14 protein-coding genes and 1 riboswitch are annotated in these 13,647 nt (G+C 36.6%); of the genes, 1 reads left to right on the forward strand and 13 read right to left on the reverse strand.

Annotation, left to right across the window (positions count from 1 at the left end; genetic code table 11):
• Positions 1-511 precede the first annotated feature (511 nt).
• A complete protein-coding gene (locus tag N0M92_RS05485) occupies positions 512-853 on the reverse strand; it encodes a hypothetical protein (protein WP_260284777.1) in 342 nt (113 codons plus the stop codon).
• Between the two features lie 120 nt (positions 854-973).
• A complete protein-coding gene (locus N0M92_RS05490) occupies positions 974-1,177 on the reverse strand; it encodes a hypothetical protein (RefSeq protein ID WP_260284778.1) in 204 nt (67 codons plus the stop codon).
• A 999-nt stretch (positions 1,178-2,176) separates the two neighbouring features.
• On the opposite strand from N0M92_RS05490, the gene tagU reads away from it, so the two are divergent.
• The gene (gene tagU / locus N0M92_RS05495; protein ID WP_260284779.1) at positions 2,177-3,106 is read left to right on the forward strand and encodes a polyisoprenyl-teichoic acid--peptidoglycan teichoic acid transferase TagU; all 930 of its coding nucleotides are present in this window, start codon (positions 2,177-2,179) and stop codon (positions 3,104-3,106) included.
• 461 nt (positions 3,107-3,567) lie between these two features.
• On the opposite strand, the gene N0M92_RS05500 is transcribed toward tagU, so the two are convergent.
• The 11 genes from N0M92_RS05500 to N0M92_RS05550 form a co-directional block, all read right to left on the reverse strand.
• On the reverse strand, positions 3,568-4,023 hold the full coding sequence (locus tag N0M92_RS05500) for a hypothetical protein (protein ID WP_260284780.1): 456 nt from the start codon (positions 4,021-4,023) through the stop codon (positions 3,568-3,570).
• 113 nt (positions 4,024-4,136) lie between these two features.
• Entirely contained in the window at positions 4,137-4,625 is a 489-nt protein-coding gene (locus N0M92_RS05505; RefSeq protein WP_260284781.1) for a VanZ family protein, read from the reverse strand.
• Entirely contained in the window at positions 4,622-4,753 is a 132-nt protein-coding gene (locus N0M92_RS05510) for a hypothetical protein (RefSeq protein ID WP_260284782.1), read from the reverse strand. Before N0M92_RS05510 ends, N0M92_RS05505 begins: the two co-directional genes overlap by 4 nt.
• Positions 4,754-4,982: 229 nt before the next feature.
• Entirely contained in the window at positions 4,983-5,120 is a 138-nt protein-coding gene (locus tag N0M92_RS05515; RefSeq protein ID WP_260284783.1) for a hypothetical protein, read from the reverse strand.
• A 422-nt stretch (positions 5,121-5,542) separates the two neighbouring features.
• Positions 5,543-5,677, reverse strand: a complete 135-nt coding sequence (locus tag N0M92_RS05520; protein ID WP_260284785.1) for an anti-repressor SinI family protein — start codon at positions 5,675-5,677, stop codon at positions 5,543-5,545.
• An 18-nt stretch (positions 5,678-5,695) separates the two neighbouring features.
• Positions 5,696-5,777: riboswitch (cyclic di-GMP riboswitch) on the reverse strand.
• 421 nt (positions 5,778-6,198) lie between these two features.
• Positions 6,199-7,998 (reverse strand): ABC transporter ATP-binding protein, encoded by a 1,800-nt coding sequence (locus N0M92_RS05525; RefSeq protein ID WP_260284786.1) that lies wholly within the window; start codon positions 7,996-7,998, stop codon positions 6,199-6,201.
• Between the two features lie 197 nt (positions 7,999-8,195).
• Positions 8,196-8,678, reverse strand: coding sequence for a lasso peptide biosynthesis B2 protein (locus tag N0M92_RS05530; protein WP_260284787.1), 483 nt, complete (start codon positions 8,676-8,678; stop codon positions 8,196-8,198).
• Between the two features lie 33 nt (positions 8,679-8,711).
• Positions 8,712-9,008 carry a lasso peptide biosynthesis PqqD family chaperone gene (locus N0M92_RS05535; protein ID WP_397443807.1) on the reverse strand — a complete coding sequence of 99 codons (297 nt, stop codon included), beginning with the start codon at positions 9,006-9,008 and terminating at the stop codon, positions 8,712-8,714.
• Positions 8,992-9,933 carry an HPr kinase/phosphorylase gene (locus N0M92_RS05540; RefSeq protein WP_260284791.1) on the reverse strand — a complete coding sequence of 314 codons (942 nt, stop codon included), beginning with the start codon at positions 9,931-9,933 and terminating at the stop codon, positions 8,992-8,994. The genes N0M92_RS05535 and N0M92_RS05540 overlap by 17 nt, the downstream gene beginning before the upstream one ends.
• A gap of 196 nt (positions 9,934-10,129) precedes the next feature.
• Complete coding sequence (locus N0M92_RS05545; RefSeq protein ID WP_260284792.1) at positions 10,130-10,261, reverse strand: paeninodin family lasso peptide; 132 nt, start codon at positions 10,259-10,261, stop codon at positions 10,130-10,132.
• Positions 10,262-10,275: 14 nt separating this feature from the next.
• Positions 10,276-12,216: a lasso peptide isopeptide bond-forming cyclase gene (locus N0M92_RS05550; RefSeq protein WP_260284794.1), complete on the reverse strand. Its 1,941-nt coding sequence runs from the start codon at positions 12,214-12,216 to the stop codon at positions 10,276-10,278.
• Positions 12,217-13,647 lie beyond the last annotated feature (1,431 nt).

Below are 13,647 nucleotides of genomic sequence, written 5' to 3' on the forward strand. Positions count from 1 at the left end.
GATCTGGAGTTTTTTTGTGAAAAATGAAAACTTTTAACATGCCTTTTGACAAAAACCTCCTCCCCTTGAACATTCACCATCAATGATGCCAACTTTCGCCGAAAAGTGTAAGCTACATTCCATTTCGGCACAATCAAGATTTCTCCTATTCGAACATCATTTCGAAACTTCCTTCTATTAAAAACCCGACTAGATGAATAATTCCAGAGAATTCTAGATAAATTGACCAATAAATTTGGAGACCGTAAAAAACAACCTATATCCAAACAGTAAGCCATTGTGTCCAAATCATCCACAAGCAGTATGTACAACTGTCAGCCAAACGCTCCGGAGAGACCTTGAACTCTTAGGCTAAATTCCCTTTGAATCGCCTTGCTTCGCCAATCCTTCCCGGAAATTAGTCCGCAATCTGTTAAGGTTTCATCCGCACGATATGTCAATTACCGCTGCTAACGGCATGTCCCTTTCCCATATATAGGCACAACAACTTTTAGTTGCTGTACCTGTGTAGTCAATCTTCTTCTTTATAAATACCCTTCGAAGCTTTAATCATATTTTCCAGCCACATTTTCTTAAATACATTCACACGGCGAGGACTCCTATCCTCCTCTTCCTCCGTTGAATTTTCAGTTTCCTCTGCGGCCTCGGAAAGGATTTCATTTGAATTCCCTTCATCTGCTAAAATTTCCGTTGAACTGCTTTCATCTGATGAGCTTTCCGTTGATTCACTCTCGTTCGATGAACTCTCCGTTGATTCACTCTCGTTCGATGAGCTCTCCGTTGATTCGCTCTCGTATGATGAGCTTTCCGTTGATTCACTTTCGTACGCTGAACTTTCCGTTGAATATTCCATTTATTCTTAAACCTCCAATATATTTTATCCTTAGGGATATCCGTACTGCATATCTAATAGGAACTTGGCTTATTACCCACTTTAAAGTAATCTTCTAATTTAAATATTTATTAAACCTGATCAGCTTTCCGTCGATTCACCCTCGTCCGCTGAACTTTCCGTTGATTCACTCTCGTACGAAGAGCTTTCCGTTGATTCACCCTCGTCCGCTGAACTCTCCGTTGATTCACTCTCGTACGAAGAGCTCTCCGTTGATTCACTTTCGTACGCTGAACTTTCCATTGATTCACTTTCGTACGCTGAACTTTCCGTTGAATATTCCATTTATTCTATAGCCTCCAATATTCATTATTCTTTAGGGATATCCGTACTGCATATATATGCGCCTTCTTTCTAATAGGGACTTTCCTAATCACCCATTTTAAAGTAACACTCCATCCGTTTTGCAAAATTCAGAAAGTCCATTTTGACTGGTCAAATTCATTAGATTGAAAAACTTCTCTCCTTGCAAACAAAAAAATAACCTCGGAATCTTTTAATGTCCCTAAGCCAACCGAACTCCGATTACCCACTACTTTCGCGAAGAAGGCCCTCGACATTTTCCTTTGGAATGATCTCGCCATCCTTAATCAGAATGACTTCATCAAGGATGTTCTCATGATAACCATTTGCCTAACAAAATCGATGTAAGACAGCGAGCTTCGTACAATCGCCTCCCGGACCATAACGCCCAACCCTTAGAATGGTTCGTCCGATCATACGACCGGTGCGCTAGCATAAACTTGGCTTTAGACAAGCTACATCGACGAACCATAAAAGCCGGTACAGCCCAAATATCATCACTGAAGTGACACAAAAAGCCGCTGAATCCTTTAGAGCTCATGATACACTCCCCATAAAAACATCATTAACATGGTAATGACAAAACTTACCGCCGACATAATATTTTACGACCAAACAACATCGCTGCAGACTGGGAATTGTAAATCCACAATCGCATCTTCCCTTCATAATTTAAACAAATCAAAGAGAAAATAATAAATGGCTGTAAGATCCAGATTATAAAAAGACTTGCAATCTCTAAATATCTGAATGTAAACAAAAAAATAAACACTAGGCCAAATTACACAACAAGCAACGAAAAAAGTGTAGATTTCTCAATCCGTCACTGCATTAAACTTTTAGAATCTATGTTCTAATCACTAGTAAACAACAAACCAAAATTTGGTAAAGGTATTATAAAATAGTAAATTATACTATTCTTTTATTATGAAATTAAATATAATAGATGAAGTGGTTACAAAATGAGGAAGGAAGTAAAATATGAGACATGAAAAAAAGAAGAAAAAGAAACGGACATGGCTGAAGGTAGTCGGGATAATTGTCCTACTGTTCGTATTAGCTGGGGGAGCTTTTGCCTACTCCGTATGGAATCATCTGACAAAAACCGTTGACACGATGCATACACCAATAGATCGTACCACAGATAAGCGAACGAAAGACCTTGCCCTATCAGATCAGGAGCCATTCTCTATGCTCATGCTTGGTGTCGATGAACGTGATGGCGACAAAGGCCGTTCAGATACAATGATCGTCTTGACAGTCAATCCACAAAATAAATCGGTCAAAATGCTAAGCATTCCGCGTGATACACGGACCGAGATCGTCGGTCATGGTACACAGGATAAAATCAACCATGCGTTTGCCTTCGGCGGAGCGAAAATGTCCATGGATACCGTTGAAAACTTCCTTGATATCCCAATCGACTATTATATGAAGATCAATATGGAAGGCTTCAAGGATATCGTTGACGCAGTCGGCGGCGTGACCGTTCAGAACGATTTGGACTTCACCTCCGATGGCATTCATTTTGCAAAAGGAACGCAGAACCTTAACGGGAAAGAAGCCCTTGCCTATTCAAGAATGAGACATGATGATCCAAGTGGTGATTTTGGCCGTCAATCCAGACAACGTGCCATCATCGAAGCAGTCATCAAGGAAGGCGCAAGCCTCTCCTCCCTGACGAAATACGATGAAGTCTTCGATGCACTCGGTAATAATATCCAGACTAATTTGACGTTTGATGACATGATGGACATCCAAAAGAACTACAGGGATGCAAGCAAAAGCATTACCCAATCATCCATAAACGGCAACGGAACGAAAATCGACGGAATCTACTATTATATTGTGTCGGATGAAGAAAAAGAAAAGGTTCAATCCGAATTAAAAGAACAATTATCCATTAAATAAGAAAAAATGAAAGAGCTGTCCGGACCCGCATCCTGACAGCTTTTTCATTTTCCCCGTCCAATATTCTGACAAAAAACGAACACCAATTGTAGAGATTTGTTGGAATTTTTGTTGTTTATTAGGCATTAAAAGACGGTATAATCAAATATGAGCTGAATATTCCATCTCCCCTTGCCCCTTTCATCACTAGACACAATTATTCTTTGGACCTGGAATTCCACAACCAACTTTCATCAACTATCATAAATAAACCCAAACAAAAGGAGTGTATTTAAATGAAAATCAAAGCAGGCAGCTGGGCTATGCTAAGCACACAGGACAAAATGTTCATTCTTAAAGCCATCAGTGATCGTTCAAGAATGAAATATGTTTCATGAGAAGTAAATCCAATCGGCATTACATGAGAGTATCACCTCTCCCTTTTCAATAAAACGAACTTGAGCCTGAAAAAGGAGAGGAATCTATTCAAACTGATAATCCCATAACAAACGCCATTCGCCTTTTTCTTTGACGACATAGCAATTTTGTTCCAAAGTAAACATTCCATAGCGAGAATTGAAGACCTGTGTAACTGGAACTTCATAGGCCGTTTTATGCAGCCTTCCACTCTTATCCAACTTCCAGTTCTTCACTTTCTTAGAACGGCCTACATCATACTGAAAGGACTCCACATCCATATGCTGTAAAAATACATGTGACCGATTTTGCACATAATCTGCCCGATTCGGAAACCGATGCTTCATTTCAGAACTTAACAAGTCCCAGGATTTCCCGAACTCTGCTTCACTTTCATACTCATAAAAATCTTCAACCACGCTTTTTGATCCGCTCGGAAAAAGAAAAATGATACACACTCCTGCAATTAACACCACGAGAATAATCGTCAAAACTCCTATTGGAATCTTACTATGTCTCATCACCCTCATCACCCTCACAGGTTATCTTTCATTTATATATATAAATGAAAACCATAAAAAAGAAGCATGTTGTTAGACATGCTCCTTAATTAAAATTATTAGAACTGAGTTCTTCAGGTTCGATGACGCCTTCTCCATCGATCCAAGAAAAGAAAACAGAAGATTCCAAGCAAACCGCCAAACGTGTCCAGCATGATATCCTGCCACAAGGGAGTTCGGCCACCGGTTAGTTTTTGATGAAGTTCGTCCGCACTCGCATAAAAAAGGACACATATAAGAGCGCCTGAAAACGAAAGAACAGGATTCTTTACAAAACTGCACCAAACACGATACGTCAATAATCCAAATACAAAAAAGATAAAAAGATGGGCACCCTTCCGAATGAAAAACTCCACAAAACCACTAACTCCTGCTGTATGGGCACTTACCTCAACCCCTCCATATATAAATGAAATGCCACTTAGCTTATCATACCAATATGGCGTATTGAACTGCGCTAAAAAAGGGGTGATGCTTTGATCCTCATATGTCTGCGAGGAAAAAAAGAAGATGACCATCGCCCATAAAACGAGCAAAATGGGGAAGAGGTATTTATGGATCATATTCTTTCAGGTTCCTCAATGATCCCACTTAATTTCTCCTTAATCTCCTCCACCATTTCATTCACAGTAACATCTTGTCCAGACTCACCTTTTGCAAAAGTGTCTTTTAAAATATCAAAAAAATCCATTTCAAATTTCACTCCACCATTTCATAAGTTGTCCCTAATCTTTTTTCAAAAGAAGGAATATAGCTCTTTTATTATAGTAGAGACTGGCAAGCTGAATCTACTATAATACAGAAAAATCACAGAAAATTAACATTTTCTAAAATATTCAGTAGGAATGAATCCCACTAGCCAATATGTGTAGATAAAAAAACAAAAAAGGACCGATTCCTCAGCCCCTTCGATCCCCATATTATGACTGCCCCATAAAATAAGTCATTACTGAAATCAAAACTAAAATAATAGTAATATAAGTCCCAATAAAAATTTTCTTGCTTCTCTGTTTCTTTTCATATACTTCCTCGAACGTAATGAATTTGTTCTTTGTCATCAAATAATCTCCTTCTAGTTTGATGGCAGCTATCTGACATCGCCTTTTGCGAAGTCCCTTTGCTTGATCTCTATAGTGTAGTATCGGCTCATTACTAATAACATTTAAGTATTAATAAGTATTTTTTATAGGCTATATTCCCTAAATGTGTAGAAGGTTACAACTAACGCATTATGTACATTAACTAAATTCTATGATTATTTATGTTAAAACCTGCCTAGGTTTCATTTTAAATTCAAATTTATTAAGCGCCTACTTAATAAAATTCATGATTATTTTTATCCAACCTTAGAATGACAGCCATAACGGTACACTGAATAAAGTTCCCCATACTCTTTATTCTAGATACCTTTACGGTAATTTCCTGTAATGAAAACAAAAAAAGAAGACTGTATAACAGCCTTCTCTAAGGTACATATTGCTTACCAAATGATATAATGTTTTTCTCTTGATCCATTTTCTACGATAAAATCCTTCACATCTTCAATGGACAAGCCTGAATTTTTCGCCTCTAGCATTAAAGAAACCCATTCTTCAAATTCATTGTTTGCTTCCATGACAAAATCCGCCTAATTTGTGGTAACACAGCCATCTTAGCAAAGCCTTAGACCTGTAATTTTGCGTCCCTACTTTTCAATAGGTTTGCCTTTCTCAAGAATATTTCACATTAATTATTAACTAAGATTAAAATTAATTTAAATCTCTTGAATCCCTGTTTCCATGGTGCTAAATAAACTATCATTCACTAAAAAATTTTCCTTTAATTAAAACTATATTAATGTTAATTATACTTAAAAACGTATTAATAGCTCTTAATACTATTCGTTTTTTTCTATCATTTTTCAACACCATTCATCAAAAAGTGACATTCCAATGTTAACACATTGGTATTATGTGCTTTCTTTACAACTCTTTTATTAAAAATACATTTATAATAGATATAATAAGCTCGAACTTGCTATTTTACAAAAATAGTATTCCGAAATATTAATTCGGTTTTAATTTATTTCCCCTAAGAAAAAAAGCCAGCATTACAAACCATACTATGGCTGTAACCTGACTGTTCGTGAACAAATATTTACACACTTGATTCCATTTGGATACCTAATAAATTGCTAAACATCCCTCTTTTTTCTCCAGCTAACTGTTTATATTCACCGACCTGAATGATTTCTCCCTGATCCATGACCAGTACTTGATCGGCATTGCGAATCGTCGATAATCGGTGAGCTATGACGATGATGGTCATTTTTCCTTTTAATCTTTCAATAGCGGATTGAATCTTCGCTTCGTTCTCGGTATCCAATGCACTTGTCGCTTCATCCATTACCAGTATGGCCGGTTTGCGTAAAATCGCTCTGGCTAACACTAGACGCTGCCTTTCCCCTCCTGACAGTCGGACACCTCGATCACCGATGAGTGTATCCAGACCTTGAGGAAGCTTACTGACAAAATCAGCAGCTGCAGCGAATTCCAAAGACTCCCATATGGATTTCTCACTTGCATCAGGGTCAATGATCAGCAAATTTTCCCTTATTGTTGCATTAAAGAGAAACGGATCTTGCGGGATATAACTTATGGACCTCCGCAGCGATAATAAGCGGTCATTAGTAAGGGGAATATCATCTATTCTGACTTCACCCCGATTAGGGTGATTCAACCCCATTAATATATCAATTAAAGTACTTTTTCCGGCACCTGATCGTCCTACTATAGCGGTCATACGGTTAGATGGTATGTGTATGTTTATATTTTTAAGGGCATAAGTGTTTTCATTTTGATCATAACTAAAATAAACATTACGGCAATCCAACCCTTGTTCAATATCAATAGGCTTGATATTTTTATAATCGGATTCATATAACTCTCTTGCAGCTCTACATTCATTTTGTAAATCCGACAGTGCTTTAAAAGACGGAAGCGTAGATCCTATTTGCTCTAAATTCGATTGAATGCTAGTAAACCTTGGCCATAACCTTGAAAAAATAACCGTGATCAGCATTAATTGTGCTGGCTGGGCCATGAACATCTTTATCGAAAAAAACACAAAAATGGCAATTAAAACTGAAGATACAATTTTGAAGATCATTTGGGACGTAGTATTTAAAGTCGTTAACTTGATTCTGTTTTTTTCCATTCTCTCACTTAAAGACAGAAACCAATTCAAATGAGATTCCTCTAGGGAATTACTTTTGATATCTTTCATTCCATTAAGGTGATCAGTCATACCCGCTAAATAGGTTTGTGTTAGCTGAAAGGTTTCCTTCCCAATAGACTGAGACTTTTTCACAAATTTCCGGGACGAAAAAATGAGAATGAACCCAAAGGCTATTATAAAACTCGTCATTGGAACAGATAAATAAAAAGCTATGCCGATTTGAATGAAAGTAAATATAAGGGAGGACATAAACTGTAAAAATAAATTTATCCCTGCACTTACATTGAAGGTTTCATTTGTCATGATGTTGATAATATCGGATTTCCTCTTTTTCAAGTAAAATCCCCAATTGACTTGCAGCAGGCTTCCATACGCCTCATCCCTTAACTTTCTAACAAAACCTTGTTGGATTTTCACTCCCAAGATTGTTTGATTCCGCTTAAATACACTTTGTCCCACCATTAATATCACATAAACTCCAAGTATTAATAAAAGGCTTAGCGTTTCCGGAATTCCCAAGAATAACTCATTAACCCAGCTTATGAAAGGAACTTCATCCGTTTTTATATCCATTACACCGGTCAATCCAATCAATGGGATCAATAAGAAAATCCCTACACTTTCTAAAAAACCTATTAAAATCATACAAATAAGATTGATATATAATATTTTTCCCGAATAGTCATGTATTTGTTTCGTAAAAAGTAAAAGATGCTTCATCACCATATCCTCCATTAGCATGACTTAATTGATAGTTTTCCTCCATGTTACCGGTGGTAAAGCGCGAAAATGGAAGGAAAGGTATCGGGTATTCACTTTTCTAAGATTATTTTTCACAAAGAAGATATTATGGGTGGGGTGGTGACACGTGGACTCCTGGTGAGGGGTTTATTGGGTTCAAATAGACTGTTTTCAGGTTAACTAGATTCTTGTTCTTTCAGATCCCTAATCTCGTTCTTTTTAGAGAACTTAGAAACAACAGTGAACCTATCCATCACTTCAGCTCCGGTTATATAAAAAGGTCCACTGCGCAGCCAAGCATGTGCAATGAGCCCTCCATTCTCATCCTTGGCTGTACCTAAGTAAAGAGTGCTATCAATCTTTCGTTTTTCCAACATCTTCATAGCCGCCATTGCCTTTACAAGACACTGGCTTTCCCATACGGTGTAGCGGCTCATAATTTTTATAGCCCGCGAAACATTTGCTAAAATCTCTTTATCCGCTGCATTCAATTCATATGATGACTCTTTCATCTGTTCACCCAGTGTTGGGGCAACTTTTGAAAAGGAAATGCTTTTAAGATAGCGGGCCCAGCCTAAATGTAAAAAGGCTTCGATATACAGCAGCTTTGTCTTGAAATTTAATCGAAGAAAAGTCTGAGCTTTCTTTACGATATTCATTGTTTTAGCCTCCTAGACTAAAGATTCATGATACTAGGAATGGATGCTGACTAAACCTTGTTCCAGCAATTGACTTAAAAAGTCCGTGACATGTTCATTACAATCGGTTTGGTCGACATTGTATTGTAACTGTAATGTTGTAACTAACTCTTGAATCGTAATGGGTTCCTTCATTAACTCCCAAATTTCCCCGCCCAGTTCACCCAAATTATAATATTTACCGTTAGAAACGCTTAACATGACTTTTTCCCCATCCATGTCACTTACTATGTTTCCTGGACTTTGGCTATATAGATTTTTTGTATCAAGTTGATTAATATTCATGGACACTGTCCTCCCTTTTTAATGCATGCAAAATTATTTCGGATAAGTCCGGAGCCGTGAAACGATTCGTTGGTCTACGTAATTGGAAAAACTCAATTTTCTTAATCATTTTGGCTGAAGTGTTGAAATGCCAGTCCATCAATCCAGACCTTTGGATAAAAAAATTGCGGTATGTATGATGATATAATTTATAAAATCTTTGAAGAGATGGTATTGGCTTAATTTCTATTTCGGCATTTTCACCCTTTATTAACTCAAATACACCAGCAAGCGGGAGTTGTTCAGTAATAAATTGATCTTTAACCGGAACAGCAAATTTATCTTCTCTTACAATGAGTGGCTGATAGTTATTTGAATCCATTTCAAAATGATTTAAGCTTTCCAGCCATAATTTTTGTTGTGGATACGAAGGTGTTACAATGGGTATATTTTCATCATTTAGTGTTACTGGTATGACATCATCACTCATGAGCTTATAGCCCCTTTTTAAAAAAGCGGAAGCAAGAGTGGATTTTCCAGCACCAGAATCACCAACGATCGCATATGCCTTTCCATCTATGGCTACCGCACTTCCATGTATAGGGAGAATTTTTCTTTGCATCAAGATGGCACCCATGCATGTTCCGAGGATGTAAAGTCGAATCTCATCTTCTTGTGCCGCATCAATTGGACAAAATTCTATTCTATTACCGCTTTGGATCAAGTAAATGGCCGTCTTGGAAACATGGAACATAATCCAGTCTTTCTTAATGACAAAATCATCTTCAGGAACTGAATGCTCAGACCATAATGCATGGAGATCAGCTTTTTCGATAGCAATATCCGTTTTATCATCCACTATATTAATATGAAGCAATTCAGGCAACGCTATATCACTTGAGACGGTTAAACCATACGCTTCATAAACTGTCCTTGTTTTAATACCGATCATATAATTATCACCACTTTATCAATAATTCATCTGCATACTCGTTCAATAGATCTAAATTGCAGAACAACTTCTATTATATTAAGATAGAGAGACCCCTATTAACCAACAATTAGGGGTCAATTTTTTTGCGACTTAATATGTATGATTCTTTCTGAGCTGAGGGCACTAAAAGCTTTAAAACAAATTAACTTCTTCTTTAACTAAAAGTTAATTTGCCTTTAGGAGTGTCATTAGGAAATGCAGCATCTGTAAACTCGCCGTCAGTTCCAAGCATTGTTTGATTAACATCAAGAATTTCTAATTCAGGTTTTTTCCATTCCTTTTTCATACTAATCACCTCCTTTAATCAAATTTTTTTAAAAATCGATATACGATTAAACTACGCATTAAAAACTTATAATCAGGATCAGTTGCATATTCTGGCCTAGCCCCTTCATTAATCTTTATTAGTGCTTTGTTAATTGCTTGAAGATCTAGATACTCTAATGCTTTTTTATCTGTTCTAAGCTGCTGCAACTCATCTGTGAATGCTTCCCATTTTGGCAACATTCGATGTACCCAATCAGCACCTTGCACACCCCTGTACCGTTGATTTAGCCTTACTTTATCGGGTAAGACATTCACTGTAGCATTTCTAATCAGGGCACGATCCAGCCCATTCTGTACATATTGACTTTCCGGGAGTGACAAACAAAAACGAATTACACGGATATCATTAGTTGGATCTCGCTTCCATAACTTGTATCGTAAGGAGAGCTTTGTTGAGAGCGTATTACCTGCATTCCACTGAAATATATCTTCAAAGTGCTTTTTTCTTTCATTAAAAATATCAGAATTCGAATACCAGCCTGTTTGATCCATGCCGAATTCTTTAAATTTGTCATAAATGCCCGTTCTTTCTGCAAAACTAGGGTTAATTAAGGAAGGAATCCTATATCGAGCACCTTCCGGAAATATACGATTAATAACTGGAAATCCGACCCTCACAATAGTTTGCATCTGACTTCGTCTAGATACTCCAACATTTTTCCTATATTGGTCCAACTCTTGATAAAGGCGAATCCACTTTAATCTTTTTAATAGGAGCGAGTAATACTCTAAGGGGAATCCCCAGGAAATCGAAAAGTTCCCCCTATCTCCATTAAGTAAAACACCTATGTCATCCTCATTCGCTTTTTCAAACATCCCTTTCAACCAGAAAGAATTTTCAAAAAACTTATATGGCATCTCCATGATGTCAAGAAAGTCTTCCATTTCAGAATAGGAGTCTTTCCCCTTAAAGTCGCAATAATGATCAATAATGCCGCCAACATGTCCTACCGTCGATTTGATGAAAGGCCGCTCATCAGCCAATAAGTATTTAGGAGTAAAATCTCCAAAATCTTCGGGAGGAATATAACTATATGTATGTAGTTCAGTGCTTTCCCGCTGCAATTTATTCACCGCAAAGCCAACAACAGCCCCGGAATCCAACCCACCACTCAACTGGGCACCAACTTTTCGGTGTGTCCTTAATCTAGATGTAACAGCTTCCTGGAAGACACCTTGAAATGCTTCTATGTAATCTTCAGTAGATTTAAGTTTTAACTTATCGACTTGAGTTAAATAGGAATATCGTTTTAAAGTTAGCCTATTGTTCTCTATTGTTAAGCTATGTGATGGTGGTATCTGATTTATGGTTGTATACGGCGTTAATGAAGAATCTACTGCATCAATCATTCCCGATACCGCCAAATACTCAGCAAGCCACTGCTCGTTCAACTTTTTTTCAACAAAAGGTAATGACAAAAGCGGTTCCATAGTCGTGCAAAATGCAAATTTCTGATCGTTTTGGTGATAATAAAGCGTTCTGCTTCCCGAAAAATCCCTTGCCCCAAACAACTTCTGTTTCTTTTCGTCCCAAATGATAAAAGCAAAATCTCCTATTAAGAACTTGGGGACCTCTTCACCCCACTTATAGTAGGATAGTAGAATCAGTTCACTATCCGTCATGCCCTTTTGGTTGGAAGGCCTAACTTGTAACCTCTGGAATAACTCTTCACGATTATCAATAATGGCATCAGCAGTAATGGTACATTGCCTTTCAAAATCATAAAACGGGAGCTGCTCTCCAATAGATTCAGGCGTGATCCATTGAGCATGACAACCGAGAAAAACCTTTTCTGAATGCCACATTTGAATAGAATCAGCAGGGTACTTTTGTAAAGCCGTCATCAAATTATGGCAATGTTGAAGATTCATAGGCTCTTCATTAAAATGATAAATACCGGCTATAGCACTCATATTTTCCCCCTGATTGTTTTGTTAAGGTAGATAATCACATTATCTTCCTTCGATGTTGATTAAAAACTTTAATGAAAATACTACTATCATCTGACTTAAAAAATTTAACGCCAATTAATTTTAAAGGTGTCCATATTTCTTTCATTAGTAATAGAGGCATTTAATTTCATCCTTTCTAAATACCAGTAAAAATAGCAACTTGATTTGACTTATAACTTCTCTCTTTTAGTAGAAATATCATTATTGTAAATAAACCCAAATGTTTAGTTAATTCATTAAATTTAAAATATGAAAATTCAGTACTTATTAAGCGTTGTTTCTTACTTATTATTTTTTGTTTTCATATGTCTACTATTGGCTACCTATTAATAAACTTCCTAATTGTTTTTTAATGCGAATTTTCTGTTCTTTATAACGAATTACTCATGCTAAAATTACCATCTATTTATGCCAATGTCAATAAATATTTTTTCACTTATAATTTAAATACGGGTTCAATATTTTATAATTTTGAACTATATATATCTATTATTACTATCGATTTTTGTCATATCTTATTCCGAAATAAATACATCGCTTGAATGTTTTTAAGTTGATTATTGTTCACTTCCTGAAAAATTTGTCAAGATCAATTCGCTGATAGACCAACTTCATAGCGTTGGGTAGAATCTAAGTCCAAACAGATTCAAGGTCATAAAGATTCCTTTTCGTATAGACATAGGAAATGTATATCCATCACATTATGGTTTTTAATGAGAAGTTAGGAACGCCTTGAATGCCCCCCCCATTTAAATTATATAAATAAACAAACATCCAACTTTTTTTGATGTACCCCTGTCAAGTAGTACGAAATTAAAAAGCAACTAGGCAACCTGGGTCCTATATTTATCGGGACACAGGTTATTTCGGTTTTCTTGGAACCGTTCATCGTTATTAAAATGGATAATTCCAAACAGCTTGAATTATTTCTGTCAGTAGCAGTTGTCTTAAAATGACTGAAACAGCTCTCCATACAGACGTTGTCAAAACAATTTGCCTTACTGGACGTACTAGCTTTCTTTCCGTGAAACTTAAGCAACAAATTATACTGACCGGATGTATACTAGAATTCCTGATCGCTATGAAGGAGAACTCATGTTTTTCTTCTTGCTCAATTGACCGGATCAAGCATTAGTTCAAATCATCTTGCTTACTAATCTAATAGGCACCAATTTCATAGAAGTATTTAATGGAGAATAGTTATATTTTTACCATTGAATTTCAGGTTAGAACCGGTTTCATTAGGTATTCCTTTGAAGTTTTATCATATGTCTTTCTTAGTTTACCTATAAGAAAAATCCCCCTATAGTAGAAGATTAATTGTATTACTTTTTTCTGTCTACTATAGGGGGATCTTGGTATTCCTGTAGTTAAATTATCTTACATAAATTT

It is taken from the genome of Peribacillus aracenensis (genome assembly GCF_025175645.1).
Classification (GTDB): domain Bacteria; phylum Bacillota; class Bacilli; order Bacillales; family DSM-1321; genus Peribacillus; species Peribacillus aracenensis.